Below are 16,434 nucleotides of genomic sequence, written 5' to 3' on the forward strand. Positions count from 1 at the left end.
GGTCCGCACAGCCTTCGCGGCGCACAGTGGTCGCACAGTGGCCACGACGTGACCGACCCGGAAGGAGAACCGCCTGTGCGCCTGGGTTCCCCAGTCCTCGGCGAACGGCGAGCCCGGACCGCTCCCCCGCACCAGCCGCCGCGCACGCGGCTCGCGGTGGCGCTCGCCCGCGTCGCGGCCGGGGCGTCCCGCCGGTTGGGCGCGGGCGCGGGCGGGGTCATCGGGGGCCGGGTCGCCGCCGCGCTGGACCCGGACGTGCTGCGGCACCTCGGCGCCGGACGGACCGTCGTGCTGGTGACCGGCACGAACGGCAAGACCACGACCGCGCTCATGCTGTCCCGCATCCTGGCCGCGGCCGGACCGGTCGCGGCCAACAGCGACGGCGCCAACATGCCGGACGGGATCATCGCCGCCCTCGCGCAGCGGCCGGACGCGCCGCTGGCCGTCCTGGAGATCGACGAGAACTACGTGGCCGAGGTCGCGCGCCGGCTGGAACCCGCCTGCCTGGTGCTGCTCAACCTCAGCCGCGACCAGCTCGACCGGGTCGGCGAGGTGCGTTCCGTGGAGCGCGCGCTGCGGCAGGCGATCGCCGGGCTGCCCGGCACGGCGGTGGTGGCGAACTGCGACGACCCGCTCGCCACCTCCGCGGCCATGGCGTCGGCCCGGCCGGTCTGGGTGAGCGCGGGCGGGAGCTGGGACGAGGACTCGCGGGCGTGCGGCCGGTGCGGGCAGCCGATCGACCACGACGGGCTGCTGTGGCGCTGCGGGTGCGGGCTGGCGCGGCCCCGGCCGGACTGGGTGCTGACCGACGGCGCGGCGGTGGGCGCGGACGGCCGGACCGTCCCGATCGACTTGCGGCTGCCCGGGCGCGCGAACGCCGCGAACGCGACGATGGCGGTCGCCGCGGCCGCGCTGCTGGGGCTGGACCCGGCCGCGGCCGGGCAGCGCCTGACCACGATCAGCGATGTGGCCGGCCGGTACCGGCAGACCACCCTGGCCGGGCACCGGGTGCGGATCCTGCTGGCCAAGAACCCGGCCGGGTGGCGGGAGACGCTGCCGCTGCTGGACGAGCGGTCCGCGGTGGTGGTCGCGGTGAACGGGCGCGAGGCGGACGGGCGGGACCTGTCCTGGCTGTGGGACGTGCCGTTCGAGCTGTTGCGCGACCGCCCGGTGGTGGCCGCCGGGGAACGCTCGGCCGACCTGGCGGTGCGGCTGACCTACGCCGGGGTCGCGCACCAGCGGTGCGCCGACCCGGTGCGGGCCGTCGAGGGGCTGGCGCCCGGCCCGGTCGAGCTGGTCGCGAACTACACCGCCTTCCGGCAGCTGGGGCAGCGGATCGGCGATGGGTGATTCGGTGCTGCGGATCGGGCTCGTCCTGCCGGACGTGCTGGGGACCTACGGCGACTCGGGCAACGCCACCGTGCTGCGGCAGCGGCTGCGGTGGCGCGGGATGCCCGCGGAGGTGCTGGAGATCGGTTACGGGCAGCCGGTGCCGGACAGCCTCGACGCGTACCTGCTCGGCGGCGGCGAGGACGAGGCGCAGGCGCTGGCCTGCGACTACCTGCGTGCGCACCCGGGGTTGTGCCGGGCGGCCGCACGGGGGTCGGTGGTGTTCGGGGTGTGCGCCGGGCTGCAGATCCTCGGCACCTCGTTCGTCACCGGGGACGGCCGCCGTCACGACGGACTCGGCCTGCTCGACGCGATCACCACACCGGGCCGGCGGCGCGCGGTCGGTGAGGTGGTGGTGGACACCGCGGGCGGGATCGGCGTGGGCCCGCTGACCGGGTTCGAGAACCACCTGGGGATCACCGGGGTCGGGCCGGGCAGCGTGCCGCTCGGTCGGGTGAGCGCCGGTGCCGGGAACGGTGACGGCGGCGACGGCGCGGTCACCGGCCGGGTGCTGGCGACCTACCTGCACGGACCGGTCCTGGCGCGCAACCCGGCCCTGGCCGACCTGCTGATCGGCTGGATGACCGGGGCCCCGCCGGCCGCGCTGCCGCTGCCGGAGGTGGACGAGCTGCGCCGCGAGCGGTTACGGGCCGCGCGTGGCGGGACCCGGCGGTGACGCGCCGCTTTCCCTACGCTGCGGGCATGACGGCTGTGCTGGCCCGGCTGGGTGTGCGCACCCGGACGACGCTGGTGGCGGTCACCGCGGTGGCCGCCGCGATCGTGGTCGCGGGTGTCGTCGTGGTGCTGCTGCTCGGCTGGTCGCTGGACAAGTCCACCACCGAGGACGCGCGCAGCGCCGGCCTCCAGGTGGTGCACGAGATCGCCCGCGAGGGCGCCCGCGACCTGACCGGCACCGACGTGGCCGGCAGCGGCGACTCCGCCTCCGTGCTCCAGGTGCTCGGCGCGCAGGGGCAGGTGGTGGCGGCCGACCCGGCGCTGGGCGGGCAGCCGCCGCTGACGCCGGTGCGGCCGGCACCCGGCCACGAGGTGGTGGAGACCGTCGCGCTGACGGTGAACGGTTCGAGCTCGGACTACCGGCTGGTGTCGACCGGTGTCGCGGGTCCCGGCGGCCCGTACACCGTGGTGTCGGCGCGCTCGCTGGCTCCGGTGACCGAGGCGCTGACCCGCCTGTCGCTGCTGTTCGCGGCGGCTGCGCTGCCGCTGCTCGGCATCTCCGCGCTGACCGTGCACCGCGCGGTCGGATCGGCGCTGCGACCGGTGGAGCGCATGCGCCGCACGGTTTCCGAGATCACCACCCGCGATCTGGAACGCCGGGTGGACGTGCCGCCCGGCCGGGACGAGGTGCACCGGCTGGCGGTGACGCTGAACTCGATGCTGGACCGGCTGGCGTCCGCGCAGGGCGCGCAGCGGCGGTTCGTCTCCGACGCCAGCCACGAGCTGCGCTCCCCGGTCAACACCATCTCCACCGCGCTGGAGGTGGCCGAGCACCATCCGGAGGCGATGGGCGGGGACGAGCTGGTCGGCGTGGTGGCGCGGGAGACGAGCCGGCTGCGTGAACTGGTCGATGACCTGCTGCTGCTGGCCCGCACCGACGACGCGACCGACAACCCGCACCACGGCGAGGTGGACCTGGACGACCTGGCGCGCACCGAGGCGGAGCGGGCCCGGTCGACGGTCGGGCTGCGGGTGGAGATCCGGACCGAGCCGGTGAAGGTCACCGGCAACGCCGCGCAGCTGCGGCGCGCGATCCGCAACCTGGTGGACAACGCGCGTGAGCACGCCGCGAGCCGGATCACCGTGCGCACCGGCAGCGACGGGGCCACCGCGGTGGTCGAGGTCGGCGACGACGGGCCCGGGGTGCCGGCGGAGGACCGGGAACGGATTTTCGAGCGGTTCGTGCGGCGGGACGACTCGCGGCACCACAACACGTCCGGGACCGGCGGGTCGGCCGGGCTGGGACTGGCGATCGTGGCGGGCATCGCGGCCCGGCACGGCGGTGCCGCCGAATGCGGGGACAGCGGTGATCCGGCCTGCCCCGGCGCGCGGTTCCGCATCCGGCTGCCGTTGCGGGAGGAACCCTGATGCGTGTGCTGGTGGTGGAAGACGAGCAGGTGTTCGCCGAAACCCTGCGCAAGGGCCTGACCGCGGAGGGGTTCGCGGTGGAGGTCGCGCACACCGGTCCGGACGGCCTGTGGCTGGCGCGGGAGCAGCAGTTCGACGTCGTCGTGCTCGACCTGATGCTGCCCGGGCTGTCCGGGTACGAGGTGCTCAAGCGGCTGCGGCAGAGCGAGAACTGGACGCCGGTGCTGGTGCTGACCGCGAAGGACGGTGAGTACGACGAGGCGGACGCGTTCGACCTGGGTGCCGACGATTACCTGACGAAGCCGTTCTCCTACGTGGTGCTGCTCGCCCGGTTGCGGGCGCTGCTGCGGCGGGGAGCGCCGGAGCGGCCTGCCGTGCTCACCCTGGCGGATCTGCGGCTGGACCCGGCGGCGCGGACGGTGCACCGCGGCGAGCGTGAGATCGAGCTGACCGCGCGCGAGTTCGGTCTGCTGGAGTTCCTGCTGCGGCGGCGCGGTGAAGCGCTGAGCAAGCGGGAGATCCTCACCCACGTGTGGGACGCCCACTACGACGGTGACGAGAACATCGTCGAGGTCTACGTCGGCTACCTGCGGCGCAAGATCGGCCCGGACCTGATCCAGACCCTGCGCGGGGTGGGATACCGCTTGTCGGCGCCCTGACCCGAGCCCTGACCCCGGCCCTGACCGGGGCCGCGACCAGCGTCCTGACCGGCGCCGTCGCCGCGAGCTGGCAGCCCGGGTGATGATGGTGGGATGAACGGGTTCGCGGCGGACGTCACCGTCCCGGCGGACGTGGCACGCTACTGCCGCGCCACCGGGCCGTTCGAATCGCCGCTGATCTGGCTGGGGTTCGGCGCGGCCGCGGTCGTGCTGCTGGTGGTGGCGCTGCGGTGGCTGCACCGGCGGCGGATCCGGCGGCGGGCCCGGGTCGCCGCGGCGCTCTGCCTGCTGGTGGCCGCCCTGACCGGGGTCAACAGCTACGTCGGGTACGTGCGCGACCGGCACGACTTCGCGATGCTGCTGGAACGCGCGGACGGCCCGGCAGCCGCGCTGGGCCGGCTCGTCGACGACGGCGGGGACCCGGACGTGGGGCGCGGCGACCGGCGCACGCCCGCGGATGCGGACACCCCGCGCCTGGACTCGTTCGAGCTGGCCGGCCCGGCCGACGGGATCCCCACCGGGCGGATCTACGTGCTGCTGCCGCCCGGCTACGCCCATTCCACGCGCTCCTACCCGGTGGTCTACCTGCTGCACGGCTACCCGTTCGGGTCCTCCCAGGACTGGCTGACCGCGGGTGACGCGCCCGGCGCGCTGAACCTGCTCTACCGCCACCACGCGATCCCGCCGATGATCGTGGTGAGCGCCGATCTGACCGCCGGACAGCCGGAACGCGACTGGGAGGGCCTGGACCTGCCCGGCGGGCCGAAGCTGGAGACGTTCCTGACCGGACCGGTGGTGTCCGCCGTGGACGGCCGCTACCGGACGGTGCGCGACCGTGCCGCCCGCGCGCTGGGCGGGATGTCCGGCGGCGCGTTCGCCGCGCTGAACATCGGGCTGCACCACACCGGCGAGTTCAGCGTGCTGCTGCTCACCCTGCCCTACGACGCGCCCGGGGACGTCCGGACGGAGTTCCACGGCGACGCCGCCGCGATCGAGCGCAACACCCCGCGCGACTACCTGCGCGGCATGGTGTTCCCCGATCCGGTCGCGGTGTTCGTCGCGGCCGGGTCGCACGACGGCGGGGACGTGGCCCGGGCGCGGGAACTGGCCGGGAAGCTGACCGCCGACGGGCAGCGCGCGATGGTGCACGTCGAACCGGGTCTCCCGCACACCTGGCGGACCGCGCGCGCCACCCTGCCCTACCTGCTGGTGTTCGCCGGCAACACCTTCCCGGCGGTGGGGTGAGCCGGGGTGAGTCAGCCGGCCAGGCGGGCCGCGAGCCAGGGCAGCGCGTCGGCGAACGCCTGCCGCCACAGGAAGAAGTCGTGCCCGCCGCCGGGCACCACGACCAGGCGGGTGGTGATGCCCGCGGCGGCGGCCCTCGGTTCGAGCTGCTGCGCGGCGGCGAGCGGCTCGCCGTCGGCGTCGCCGACCTCGAACCACCCGCCGAGCCCGGGATAGCGGTGGTGGGTCAGCAGCCAGGCCGGCTCGTGCGCGTCGAACTCGGCGGCCGAACCGGAGAACAGCGCCGGGATGGTGTCGCCGACCTCGTTGCCGTCACCCGTGCGCGGCCCGGCCAGCCCGCTGAAGTCGGCGAAGGTGCCGAAGATCCGGGGATGGCGCAGCGCGAGCGTGAGCGCGCAGGAACCGCCCTCGGACAATCCGGCCACCGCCCAGTGCCGCCCGGCCGGGCGGGTGAAGAACCGGCTGGTGACGAACGAGGTCACGTCCTGCGTCAGGTAGGTCTCGGCCTGCCCGGCCGGGCCGTCGACGCATTCGCTGTCGGCGTCGAAGGCCCCGTTGATGTCGGGCATCACCACGATCGGGGCGGTGCCGCCGTGAGCGGCGGCCCAGGCATCCAGGGTGGCGGTGGCGCCACCGCCGTCGGTCCAGTCGCCGGGTGCGCCCGGAGTGCCGTGCAGGAGCACCACGACCGGCAGGTTCGGCCGGGGCCGGGCGAACCACGCGGGCGGGAGGTAGACCTGGGCCGGCCGGGCCGCGAAGTGCGCGGCGCGCGCGGGGATGGTGAGGGTGACGAGCTGCCCGGACCCGGGCACGCCGGCGCGATCGAGCTGCTGGAGGGACGCGGCGTCGCGGCCGGGCAGCCCGATCGCCTGCCCGACGGTGAGGTAGTAGCCGTAGGACGCGTTGACCGCGGCGAGCACGTTCGCCGCGGCCAGCACCACCGCCACGGCGGTGAGCGCGACCCGCGCCCACCGCCGTCGCAGCCGCCAGACGAGCACCCCGGCGGCGACCAGCGCGGCCAGCAGCACGACCCGCACCGGCCACCAGCCGGTCAGCGACATCTCGGCAAGGGTGGTCACACGGCGTCAATGTAGTGGGCGCGGGCGCGACCGGCCCGGTGGCGGGCGTTTTCCCGCTCAGCGTCCTCTCAGGGCACCATCCACCCGAGCACCGGGGTCGACTGGAGGTACACCAGCACGCACATCACCGCGACGAACACCAGGCTCCACACCAGCACCCGCCGGAACAGGTCGCCCTCCCGGCCGGCCATCCCGACCGCCGCCGCGGCGATCGCGAGGTTCTGCGGGCTGATCATCTTGCCGAGCACGCCACCGGAGGAGTTGGCCGCGGCCAGCAGCGTGGCCGACAGCCCCGCCTTCTGCGCGGCCACCACCTGCAGCGCGCCGAACAGCGAGTTCGACGAGGTGTCCGAACCGGTCACGGCCACGCCCAGCCAGCCGAGGATCGGCGAGATCAGCGCGAAGATCCCGCCCGCGCCGGCCATCCAGGTGCCCAGCGTCGCGGTCTGGCCGCTGGCGTTCATGACGTAGGCCAGGGCGAGCACGGCCATCACCGTGACGATCGCGGTGGCGAGCTGCCGGTAGGTGGCGAGGTACGCGCGCAGGGCGCGGGCCGGCCGGATACCGATGACCGGGATGGTCAGCAGGCCGGCGATGATCAGCAGGGTGCCCGCCGCGTCCAGCCAGTCGAACTTGAACTGCGACAGGGTGGACGCCTTGCCGCTGGACGACTGGATGTGCAGCCCGGGCCAGTTGAACGTCTTCGTGACGCTGGTGAGGGCGTCCTTGATCACCGGCACCTGCGCCAGCGCGAACACCGCGATGATGATCAGGTACGGCGCGTAGGCGCGGAACACCTCGACCCCGCGGTCGCGTTCCGCGCCGCGGCCGGATTCCGCGGCCATCCCGCCGTTCCCGCCGGTTCCGCCGGTTTCGCCGGTTCCGCCGTTCCCGCCGCCGGCGGGTGGCCGCGGCGGCCGGGCCATCGTGGCGGTGGACCCGCCACCGGTGCGCTCGGTACCGCCGGCCGCGGCGGCTGCCGCGCCCGCGGTCGTGCGCACGCCGACGCCCTCCACATAGGACTCGGCCGGGCGCCACACGCGCAGGAACACCACGACCGCGCCGGCGGACAGCAGCGACGCGACGATGTCGGTCAGCGGTGCGCCGACGTAGTTGGAGACCGCGAACTGGGCCAGCGCGAACACGATGCCGCACACCATCGCGGCCGGCCAGGTCTGCCGCATCCCGCGCTTGCCGTCGATGATGAACACCAGCGCGAGCGGCACGAACACGCCGAGCACCGGCGTCTGCCGGCCGACCATCGACGACAGCGCGTGCAGCGGCAGCCCGCTGACGGTCGCGAGCGTGGTGATCGGCACGGCCAGCGCGCCGAACGCCACCGGTGCGGTGTTGGCGACCAGGGCGACCGTGGCGGCCTTGAGCGGCCGGAAACCCAGCGCGATCAGCATGACGCTGGTGATCGCGACCGGCGTGCCGAACCCGGCCAGCGCCTCCAGCAACGCGCCGAAGGAGAACGCGATGATCACACCCTGGATCCGCTGGTCGTCGCTGACCCGCGCGAACGAGCGCCGCAGCACGTCGAAGTGCCCGGTCGCGACGGTCATGTTGTAGATCCAGATCGCGTTGATCACGATCCACAGGATCGGGAAGAACCCGAACGCCGCGCCCTCGGACGCGGACAGGAACGCGGGCCCGGCCGGCATCGGGTACACCACGATGGCGACGACCAGGGAGACCGCGAGCGAGATCAGCGCGGCCAGCCACGCGGTCATGCGCAGGATGCCGAGCAGGACGAACAGTGTGAGCAGCGGAATCGCCGCGACGAGCGAGGACCACGCGAGCGACCCGGCGACCGGGTCGAGAACCTGCCGGTACATCGATCACCTCACGGAAGCGGAGCGTCCGGGCGCGATCGCGCCCACCCGACCTCCTCGGCCGGGAGTCCCCGGATCGAGGCGTCGAGCACCTCGATCGTGTGGGCGAGCCGCATCGGCTCGCCGAGTGCGTCGAGCGCGGCAGCCACCTGCATCAGGCACCCCGGGTTGGCGGTGACCAGCAGCGGCGCGCCCGTGGTGAGCACGTTGCGCGCCTTGCGCTCGCCGAGTTCACCCCCGGCGCGGGGGTTGAGGATGTTGTAGATCCCGGCCGAGCCGCAGCAGATCTCGGCTTCCGGGATTTCACGCAGGATCAGGTCCGGGATCTCGCGCAGCAGCCGGCGCGGTTGCGCGCGGATCCCCTGCGCGTGCGCGAGGTGGCAGGCGTCGTGGTAGGCGACGGTGACCGGGAGCGGGTGCCGGGGCGCCACCGTGCCCTGCTCGGCGAGCAGTTCGGACACGTCCCGCACGCGGCCGGCGAACTCGCGTGCCCGGTCCGCGTAAGCCGGGTCGTCGGCGAGCAGGTCGCCGTACTCCTTCATCGCCGAGCCGCACCCGGCCGCGTTCACCGCGATCCAGTCCGCACCGGCCTCGTCGAAGGCGTCGATCAGCTTGCGCGCGAACGACTGCGCCTCGTCCTCGCGTCCGTTGTGGACACTGAGCGCACCGCAGCAGCCCTGGACGCGCGGGGCCACGACGTCGAAGCCCTCCGCCGCGAGCACGCGGGCGGTGGCCGCGTTCACGCCGGGGAAGAACTCGCGCTGCACGCACCCGAGCAGCATGCCGATGGTGCCCCGCCGGGTACCGCGCGCCGGCATCCGTTCCGGCACGCTCTCGAACGGCCCCAGCGGCGGGGCGAGCGACTCCAGCGCGGCCAGCCGGGGGAACGCGCGGCCCAGCACGCGGCGCACCACGCCACCCACGCCACTGGCCTGGTAGGCCCGCAGCGGTCCGCGCAGGGCGTGCAGCCGCCGCGGGTACGGGAAGACGCTGAAGATCGCGTTGCGCAGCAGGCGTTCCCGCGGCGGACGCGGGTGGCGCCGCTCGACCTGGGCGCGGGTCGCCTCGATCAGCTTGTCGTACTGCACGCCCGAGGGGCAGGCGGTCACGCAGGCCATGCACCCGAGGCAGGCGTCGAAGTGCTGCACCATCTCCGGCGTCATCGGCTCGCCCTCGACACCCAGGCCCATCAGGTAGATCCGGCCGCGCGGCGAGTCCATCTCCTCGCCCCACAGCTGGTAGGTGGGGCAGGTGGGCAGGCAGAACCCGCAGTGCACGCAGTCGTCGAGGAGGTCGGCCGAGGGCGGGTGGTGCTCGTCGAACGCGGGGCCGGTCATCTCAGATCCCTCCTGCGAAACGCCCCGGTGCCATCCGGTGGTCCGGGTCGAACTGGTCCTTGACGCGGCGCATCAGGCTGAGCCCGCGGACCGGTCCCCACACGTCGAGCCCGGCCTTGACCGCCGGGGGCGCGTCGAGCACGACGACGTCCCCGCCCCAGGCCGGCGACGCCTCCCGCAGCCGCGTGACGAACGCGGGCACCGCGCCGGGATCGGCGGGCAGCCCGGCGTGCAGCACGCCGACCCCGGGCGAGCCGCGCACCGCCGCCGTGAGACCGCACCGGCGGCCCGCGTCGTCGAGGGCGTCGAGCAGCCGGGGCAGCGCGGCGATCTCGTGGGTGAGCCGCAGGGCCACGCCGCCCCGCTCCCACGGGGCGTGGCCCCACCAGCCCGGCGGGACGTCGGTGACTTCAGCATCACCGGCGTCACCGAGCAGGCCGAGCAGCGTGCGCACCCGGTCGTCGACGCCCTGCGGGATTCCTTCGACGAGCACCGCCAGTGCCGCGGAGCCGTCGCCCGCGCGGTCGAGTTCCAGCGCGTTCGCCATGACCGACGAATGCACCACGCGCTGGACCTTGTCGTGCGCGTCGGCCGCCGAGGTGACCGGCGCGACGACCCAGCGGGCGGCCGGCGGCAGCGGGTGCAGGCGGAACACGGCCTCGGTGACCAACCCGAGCGTCCCCCACGCGCCGGTGAGCACCTTGCCCAGGTCGTAGCCGGCGACGTTCTTGACGACCTTGCCACCGGCCTTGGCGACCGTCCCGTCGGCGCGCACCATCGTGACGCCGATGAGCAGGTCGCGCACCGCGCCGTGGGACAGCCGCAGCGGACCGGTCGCCGCGGTCGCGACGACCCCGCCGACGGTGCCCGGCCCGGCACCGGGCGGCCGCACCGGCGAGATGGCCAGCCGCTGCCGGGCCGCGGCGAGGTGCTCCTGCAGGGCGTCCAGCCGCACCCCGGCCTGCACGTGCACCACGAGGTCGCCGGCGCGGTGCTCGATCACCCGGTCCATCCGGCCGGTGTCCAGGACGACGTCCACGCGCTCCGGCGGGTGCCCCCAGCTCAGTTTCGTGCCGGTGCCGCGCGGCACGACGGCGAGGCCGCGGGCGGCGGCGACCCGCAGGACGGCGGCCGCTTCGTCCGTTGTGGACGGTTCGGCGACCACGCGGGCGGGCACGCCGTCGACGCGGTCGTCCTCCCCGGCCGGCCGGGCGGCGGCCGTGGCGGACAGTTCGCCGAGCACCTCCTCGCCGGCCGCGCGCATCAGAACACCTCGGCGATTCCGGCGTCCTGCAACGGATGCGCACCCTTGTGCCGTCCGGGCACCTCCCCGCACAACCGCGGGGTCGGGAAGACCTTGCCGGGGTTGGCCAGTCCGCCCGGGTCGAACGCGCACCGCAGCAGCTGCATGGTGTCCAGATCGGCGTCGCTGAACATGCGCGGCATGTACTTCGCCTTGTCCGAGCCCACGCCGTGCTCACCGGTGATCGAGCCGCCGTGCTGGATGCACAGGTCGAGGATCGCGCCGGAGACCTCCTCGGCGCGCTCGGCCTCGCCGGGCACCGCGTCGTCGAAGAGCACCAGCGGGTGCAGGTTGCCGTCCCCGGCGTGGAAGACGTTGGCCACCCGGATGCCGGTTTCCCGGGACAGCTCGGCGATGCGGTGCAGCACCTCGGCCAGCACGGTCCGCGGGATGACGCCGTCCTGCACGATGTAGTCCGGGCTGATCCGGCCGACCGCGGCGAACGCGGACTTGCGCCCCCGCCAGAAGCTCGCGCGCTCCGCGTCGTCGGCGGCGATGCGGATCTCGAACGCCCCGTGCGCGCGGCAGTGCCGCTCGACCTCGGCGAACTGCGCCTCCACCTCGGCCGCGGGCCCGTCCAGCTCCACGATCAGCACCGCGCCCGCCCCGTCGGGATAACCGCAGCGGACCGCCGCCTCGGCGGCCTCGATCGCCAGGGCGTCCATCATCTCCATCGCCGCGGGCACCACGCCGGCACCGATGATCGCCGAGGTCGCGGCCCCGGCGTCGTCGACACCTGCGAATCCGGCCAGCAGGGTGCGCACGGCCTCGGGCTCGCGGACCAGCCGCACGGTGACCTCGGTGACCACGCCGAGCGTGCCCTCCGAGCCGACGATCGCGCCGAGCAGGTCGTACCCGGTCGCGTCCGGTGCCTTCCCGCCGAGGCGCACGACCTCGCCGTCCGGGGCGACGAACTGCACGCCGGTGACGTGGTTGGTGGTGAACCCGTATTTGAGGCAGTGCGCGCCGCCGGAGTTCTCGGCGACGTTGCCGCCGATGGAACAGATCAGCTGGCTCGAGGGATCGGGCGCGTAGTAGTAGCCGTCGGCGCCGGCCGCCTTGGTGATGTCGAGGTTGATCACGCCGGGCTCGACGACGGCGCGCTGATTCGCCGCGTCGATCTCGATGATGCGGCGCAGCCGGGAGGTGACGATCAGGACGCCGTCGGCGCGCGGCAGGGCGCCACCGGAGAGCCCGGTGCCGGAACCACGCGCGACGAAGGGCACGCCGGCTTCCGCGCAGGCCCGCACGGCCGCCACCACCCCGGTGACGTCGGCGGGCAGCACCACCAGGGCCGGGGTGACCCGGTACTGGGCGAGCCCGTCGCATTCGTAGGTGCGCAGCCGCTGGTGGTCGTCGATCACGGCGTCCGGACCGAGGGCCGCGCGCAGCCGCTCTGCCAGCCCCGTCAGGGCCGGTGCCTCGTCGATGGTCATGGCGCCCCTCCGTGCCTGCCTGCTACGGGTTCCGGACGGCCGGTCGACTCGTGTGGACGTCGCTGTCCTTGGGAAAACCGTAGAATCCGGCTCACGTGCCGTCAAACCCCGTGTAACAGCTGCTACATTCGTGCGTGTGACAGATGCGAAACCGGTTCGCTGGCTGGTGCTGCTGGTGCGCGTGCCGGCGTCGCCGTCGCGGCACCGGGTGGCGGTCTGGCGGGAGCTGCGGCGGGTCGGCGCGCTGTCGCTGGGCCAGGCCACCTGGGCGGTGCCCGACGTGCCGGGGTTCGCCGCCGGGGTGTCGCGCGTCCTGGAGCTCGCGCGGCGCGGCGGCGGTGAGGTGGTCGTGCTGGAGGCCGCGGGCCGCGCCGAGGCGGACGGGGCGCGGTTGGCGGCGCTGTTCACCGCCGACCGCGAGGAGGAGTGGGCGGAGTTCCTGGCCGACTGCGGCAAGTTCGAGGCCGAGATCGACAAGGAGATCAGCCGGCGCAAGTTCACGATGGCCGAGCTCGAGGAGGAGGAGCAGAGCCTGGAGCGGTTGCGGCGGTGGCACCGCGACCTCACGGCCCGTGACGTGTTCGGGGCGCCCCGGGCGGCCGAGGCCGGTAGGCGGCTGGAGCGCTGCGCGGCCCGGATGGCGGACTACACGAACCGGGTCTTCGAGGCCCTGCACCAGATGTGAGGCGATCGTGAACACCCAGCTCTTCCTGCGGATCAACGACTTCGCCCGCGCGACACCGTGGTTGCACGGCGTCGTCAGCGCCTACGCCGCCTACGGGGTCGCGCTGTTCGCGGTGCTGATGCTGGCCGGCTGGTGGATCGCCCGGCGGCAGGCGTCGGTGGCGAAGATGGCCGCGGCGATCTGGACCCCGCTGGCGATGCTCGTCGCGCTCGGCGTGAACCAGCCGGTGGCCGACCTGGTGGGCGAGCCCCGGCCGTACGCGAGGCTGCCGGGCATCCTGGTGCTGGCGCAGCGCAGCACGGATCCGGCGTTGCCGAGCGACCACGCGGTCATGGCGGGCGCGGTGACCGCCGGGCTGTTCCTGGTCCACCGCGGTCTGGGCGCGATCGCCGCGGTGGCGGCGGCGGTGATGGTGTTCGCACGGGTGTACATCGGGGCGCACTACCCCGGTGACGTGCTCGCCGGACTGGTGCTGGGCGCCGTGGTGACCCTGCTGGGTTTCCTCGCGGTGCGGCGGCTGCTGGAGTGGCTGCTGCACCTCGCCGAACGCTCACCGCTGCGCCCCTTGCTGACGACTGCCCGCCCGGCAGCGCCGCGATGAGCGGCACCACCCCGGACCCGCACCCGGCGGCCATCTGATGACCGAACCCGTCACCCGCCATCGCGGTGCGCTACGGCCCCTGTACGCGGCCGGCTTCGTCACCGCCTTCGGGGCGCACAGCATCGCCGCCGGGCTCGGTGCCTACACCCACGGTCAGCACGCGTCGCTGCTCACGCTCGGGCTCCTGCTCGCGGTCTACGACGGGGCCGAGGTCGTGCTCAAACCCGTCTTCGGGTCGCTGGCCGACCGCGTCGGGCCGCGGCCGGTGCTGCTGGGCGGGCTGCTGGCGTTCGCGGTCGCGTCCGCGGCGTTCGCGGTGGCCGGCAATCCCGCGCTGGTCGGGCTGGCGCGCCTCGGTCAGGGCGCAGCCGCCGCGGCCTTCTCCCCCGCCGCCGGGGCGCTGGTCGCCCGGCTGTCCCCGGCGAAGCGGCAGGGCCGCGCGTTCGGCGGGTACGGCGCCTGGAAGGGCCTCGGCTACACGCTCGGGCCGGTCCTCGGCGGCGCGCTGATCACGCTGGGCGGGTTCCCGCTGCTGTTCGCCGTCCTCGCCGGGCTCGCGGTGGCGGCCGCGGTGTGGGCGGCCGTGGCGGTGCCCGCGGTGGCGCCGTTGCCCCGGGCGCGCGAGACGGTCGCCGGCCTGGTGCGGCGGCTGGGCCAGGGCGGTTTCCTCCGTCCGACCGCGGCACTCGCGGCCACGACCGGCGCACTGGCCGTCGGCGTCGGTTTCCTCCCGGTGAGCGGGGCGGCGGCCGGGCTCGGGCCGCTGGCGACCGGGGCGGCCGTATCGGTGCTCGCGGTGTGCTCGTCGCTGGTGCAGCCGTGGGCCGGGCGGGCCCGCGACGCCGGGCAGCTCCACGACGGCACCGGCATGGCCCTAGGGCTCGCCGCGGCCGCGGCCGGGCTGGCCGTCGCCGCGCTGGTGCCCGGGGCCGGCGGCGTGCTGGCCGCGGCGGTCGTCGTCGGCGCCGGGGTCGGTCTGGCCACCCCGCTCGGCTTCGCCCACCTGGCCGCGACGACGCCACCCGAACGCCTCGGCCAGACCATGGGTGCCGCCGAAGTCGGCCGCGAACTCGGCGACGCGGGCGCACCGCTGCTGGTCGGCGCGGTCGCCGTGGCGGCGTCGCTGGACGCGGGACTGCTCACCCTGGGGGCGCTGCTGGCGCTCACCGCCATCACGCTCGTCCTGGAGGGCCGCTCATGAAACGCACGGTCATCGCCGCGGTCGCGCTGCTCCTGGCGGCCTGCACGGCGCCGACGGTCGCACCGCCCCCGGCGCCCGCTCCGGCTCCGGCACCCGCGCCCGGGGCCGAGCAGGGCACACCGGGCTGGGAGATCACGCATCCCGGGCGGGAGCACGCCATCGAGGGTTACGCCGACCGCACGAGCGCACTGCCCGGCGACACCGTGCGGTTGTTCGTGAGCACCACCGCCGCCCGGTTCACGGTGACCGCGTTCCGCATGGGCGCCTACCCCGGTTCGGCGGCGCGGCAGACCTGGCAGTCCGGGCCGGTGCCGGGCCGGGTGCAGGCCGCCGCGGTGGTGCAGCCGCCGACGAGCACCGTGGTGGCGCCGTGGCAGCCGTCGCTGGAGGTGCCGACCGCGGGCTGGGCGCCGGGCGACTACCTGTTGCGGCTGGACGGCGACAACCAGGCCCAGCAGTACGTGCCGCTGACCGTGCGGACCCCGTCCAACGCGGGCCGCATCGTGCTGGTCAACGCCGTCACCACCTGGCAGGCGTACAACCGCTGGGGCGGCTACAGCCTCTACGACTCGCCGAGCGGCAGGAAGGCGGAGCGGTCCCGGGCCGTCTCGTTCGACCGCCCCTACCAGGCGCGCGACATGCAGGGCGCCGGCGACTTCCGGTACTTCGAGCTGCCCATGGTGCGCTTCGCGGAGGGCCTGGGCCTGCCGCTGGGGTATGCGACCGATGTGGACCTGCACGCCGATCCGCACCTGCTGGACGGCGCCCGCGCCGTGGTCACCCTGGGCCACGACGAGTACTGGTCGAGCGCGATGCGCGCGAACGTCACCGCGGCCCGGGACCGGGGGGTGAACCTGGCGTTCCTCGGCGGCAACGAGATCTACCGGCACATCCGGTTCGCCCCAACCGCCACCGGCGCGGACCGGCTGGAGATCGACTACAAGTCGTTCACCGAGGACCCGGCGCACCTGACCGACCCGATGGAGGCGACACCGGAGTGGCGCTCGCCGCCGTTCCCCCGGCCGGAAAGCGTGCTGCTGGGCAACTACTACCAGTGCAACCCGGTGCACGCCGACCTCGTCACCGCGAACGAGCAGAACTGGCTGCTCAGCGGCATCGTCCACAACGGACAGCACCTGCGCGGCCTGGTGGGCAACGAGTACGAGCGGGTGGACCTCTCGGTGCCGACACCGCGGCCGATCGAGGTGCTGTTCCACTCACCCTTGACGTGCGGCGGGAAACCGGACTTCGCGGACGCCACCTACTACACGACCGCCTCCGGGGCGGCCGTGTTCTCCGCGGGCACGCAGTACTGGATCTGCGGACTCGACCCCGGCTGCCCCGAGTCCGGTGCCGACCCGGCCGTGCACACGGCCGTCACCGCCATCACGACCCGGCTGCTGCGGGCCTTCGCCGACGGTCCCACCGGCACCACCCACCCCGCCACCGACAACCTCGCCGCGCTCGGGGTGCACTGACCGAACAGGACTCCCGGCCCGGCCGGTTTTCCCGCCTGCCGGCCAGTTCCGGCACCACTTCGCGAACGGATTACGCCGGTCAC

14 protein-coding genes are annotated in these 16,434 nt (G+C 74.6%); 9 read left to right on the forward strand and 5 right to left on the reverse strand.

What is annotated here, in order from left to right:
* Window positions 1–75: 75 nt before the first annotated feature.
* The 5 genes from FHX46_RS19260 to FHX46_RS19280 all read left to right on the forward strand — a co-directional run bounded on the left by FHX46_RS19260 (window position 76) and on the right by FHX46_RS19280 (window position 5,396).
* Window positions 76–1,350 carry a Mur ligase family protein gene (locus FHX46_RS19260; protein ID WP_313886190.1) on the forward strand — a complete coding sequence of 425 codons (1,275 nt, stop codon included), beginning with the start codon at window positions 76–78 and terminating at the stop codon, window positions 1,348–1,350.
* Window positions 1,343–2,065, forward strand: coding sequence for a type 1 glutamine amidotransferase (locus FHX46_RS19265; protein WP_167116917.1), 723 nt, complete (start codon window positions 1,343–1,345; stop codon window positions 2,063–2,065). Before FHX46_RS19260 ends, FHX46_RS19265 begins: the two co-directional genes overlap by 8 nt.
* Window positions 2,066–2,091: 26 nt before the next feature.
* Window positions 2,092–3,492, forward strand: coding sequence for a sensor histidine kinase (locus FHX46_RS19270; protein ID WP_208400204.1), 1,401 nt, complete (start codon window positions 2,092–2,094; stop codon window positions 3,490–3,492).
* Complete coding sequence (locus FHX46_RS19275; RefSeq protein WP_167116920.1) at window positions 3,492–4,151, forward strand: response regulator transcription factor; 660 nt, start codon at window positions 3,492–3,494, stop codon at window positions 4,149–4,151. Before FHX46_RS19270 ends, FHX46_RS19275 begins: the two co-directional genes overlap by 1 nt.
* A 93-nt stretch (window positions 4,152–4,244) precedes the next feature.
* The gene (locus tag FHX46_RS19280; RefSeq protein WP_167116923.1) at window positions 4,245–5,396 is read left to right on the forward strand and encodes an alpha/beta hydrolase; all 1,152 of its coding nucleotides are present in this window, start codon (window positions 4,245–4,247) and stop codon (window positions 5,394–5,396) included.
* 11 nt (window positions 5,397–5,407) lie between these two features.
* Here FHX46_RS19280 and FHX46_RS19285 read toward each other — a convergent pair whose 3' ends face one another.
* The 5 genes from FHX46_RS19285 to FHX46_RS19305 all read right to left on the reverse strand — a co-directional run bounded on the left by FHX46_RS19285 (window position 5,408) and on the right by FHX46_RS19305 (window position 12,386).
* Window positions 5,408–6,475 carry an alpha/beta hydrolase gene (locus FHX46_RS19285; protein ID WP_167116926.1) on the reverse strand — a complete coding sequence of 356 codons (1,068 nt, stop codon included), beginning with the start codon at window positions 6,473–6,475 and terminating at the stop codon, window positions 5,408–5,410.
* 68 nt (window positions 6,476–6,543) lie between these two features.
* Window positions 6,544–8,313 (reverse strand): L-lactate permease, encoded by a 1,770-nt coding sequence (locus tag FHX46_RS19290; protein ID WP_167116929.1) that lies wholly within the window; start codon window positions 8,311–8,313, stop codon window positions 6,544–6,546.
* Window positions 8,314–8,321: 8 nt separating this feature from the next.
* Complete coding sequence (locus tag FHX46_RS19295; RefSeq protein ID WP_167116933.1) at window positions 8,322–9,647, reverse strand: (Fe-S)-binding protein; 1,326 nt, start codon at window positions 9,645–9,647, stop codon at window positions 8,322–8,324.
* Between the two features lies 1 nt (window position 9,648).
* Window positions 9,649–10,911 carry an FAD-binding oxidoreductase gene (locus FHX46_RS19300; protein WP_167116935.1) on the reverse strand — a complete coding sequence of 421 codons (1,263 nt, stop codon included), beginning with the start codon at window positions 10,909–10,911 and terminating at the stop codon, window positions 9,649–9,651.
* Window positions 10,911–12,386 carry an FAD-linked oxidase C-terminal domain-containing protein gene (locus FHX46_RS19305; protein ID WP_167116938.1) on the reverse strand — a complete coding sequence of 492 codons (1,476 nt, stop codon included), beginning with the start codon at window positions 12,384–12,386 and terminating at the stop codon, window positions 10,911–10,913. Before FHX46_RS19305 ends, FHX46_RS19300 begins: the two co-directional genes overlap by 1 nt.
* A 136-nt stretch (window positions 12,387–12,522) precedes the next feature.
* On the opposite strand from FHX46_RS19305, the gene FHX46_RS19310 reads away from it, so the two are divergent.
* From FHX46_RS19310 to FHX46_RS19325, 4 genes are read left to right on the forward strand one after another with little or no spacing between them, the layout of a single operon-like run.
* Window positions 12,523–13,071, forward strand: coding sequence for a Chromate resistance protein ChrB (locus tag FHX46_RS19310; RefSeq protein ID WP_167116941.1), 549 nt, complete (start codon window positions 12,523–12,525; stop codon window positions 13,069–13,071).
* 7 nt (window positions 13,072–13,078) lie between these two features.
* A complete protein-coding gene (locus tag FHX46_RS19315) occupies window positions 13,079–13,672 on the forward strand; it encodes a phosphatase PAP2 family protein (RefSeq protein ID WP_167116945.1) in 594 nt (197 codons plus the stop codon).
* A 37-nt stretch (window positions 13,673–13,709) separates the two neighbouring features.
* Window positions 13,710–14,873 (forward strand): MFS transporter, encoded by a 1,164-nt coding sequence (locus FHX46_RS19320; RefSeq protein ID WP_167116948.1) that lies wholly within the window; start codon window positions 13,710–13,712, stop codon window positions 14,871–14,873.
* Window positions 14,870–16,351, forward strand: a complete 1,482-nt coding sequence (locus FHX46_RS19325; protein ID WP_167116951.1) for a N,N-dimethylformamidase beta subunit family domain-containing protein — start codon at window positions 14,870–14,872, stop codon at window positions 16,349–16,351. Before FHX46_RS19320 ends, FHX46_RS19325 begins: the two co-directional genes overlap by 4 nt.
* Window positions 16,352–16,434 lie beyond the last annotated feature (83 nt).

Origin of the sequence: Amycolatopsis viridis, assembly GCF_011758765.1 — a bacterium.
Classification (GTDB): domain Bacteria; phylum Actinomycetota; class Actinomycetes; order Mycobacteriales; family Pseudonocardiaceae; genus Amycolatopsis_E; species Amycolatopsis_E viridis.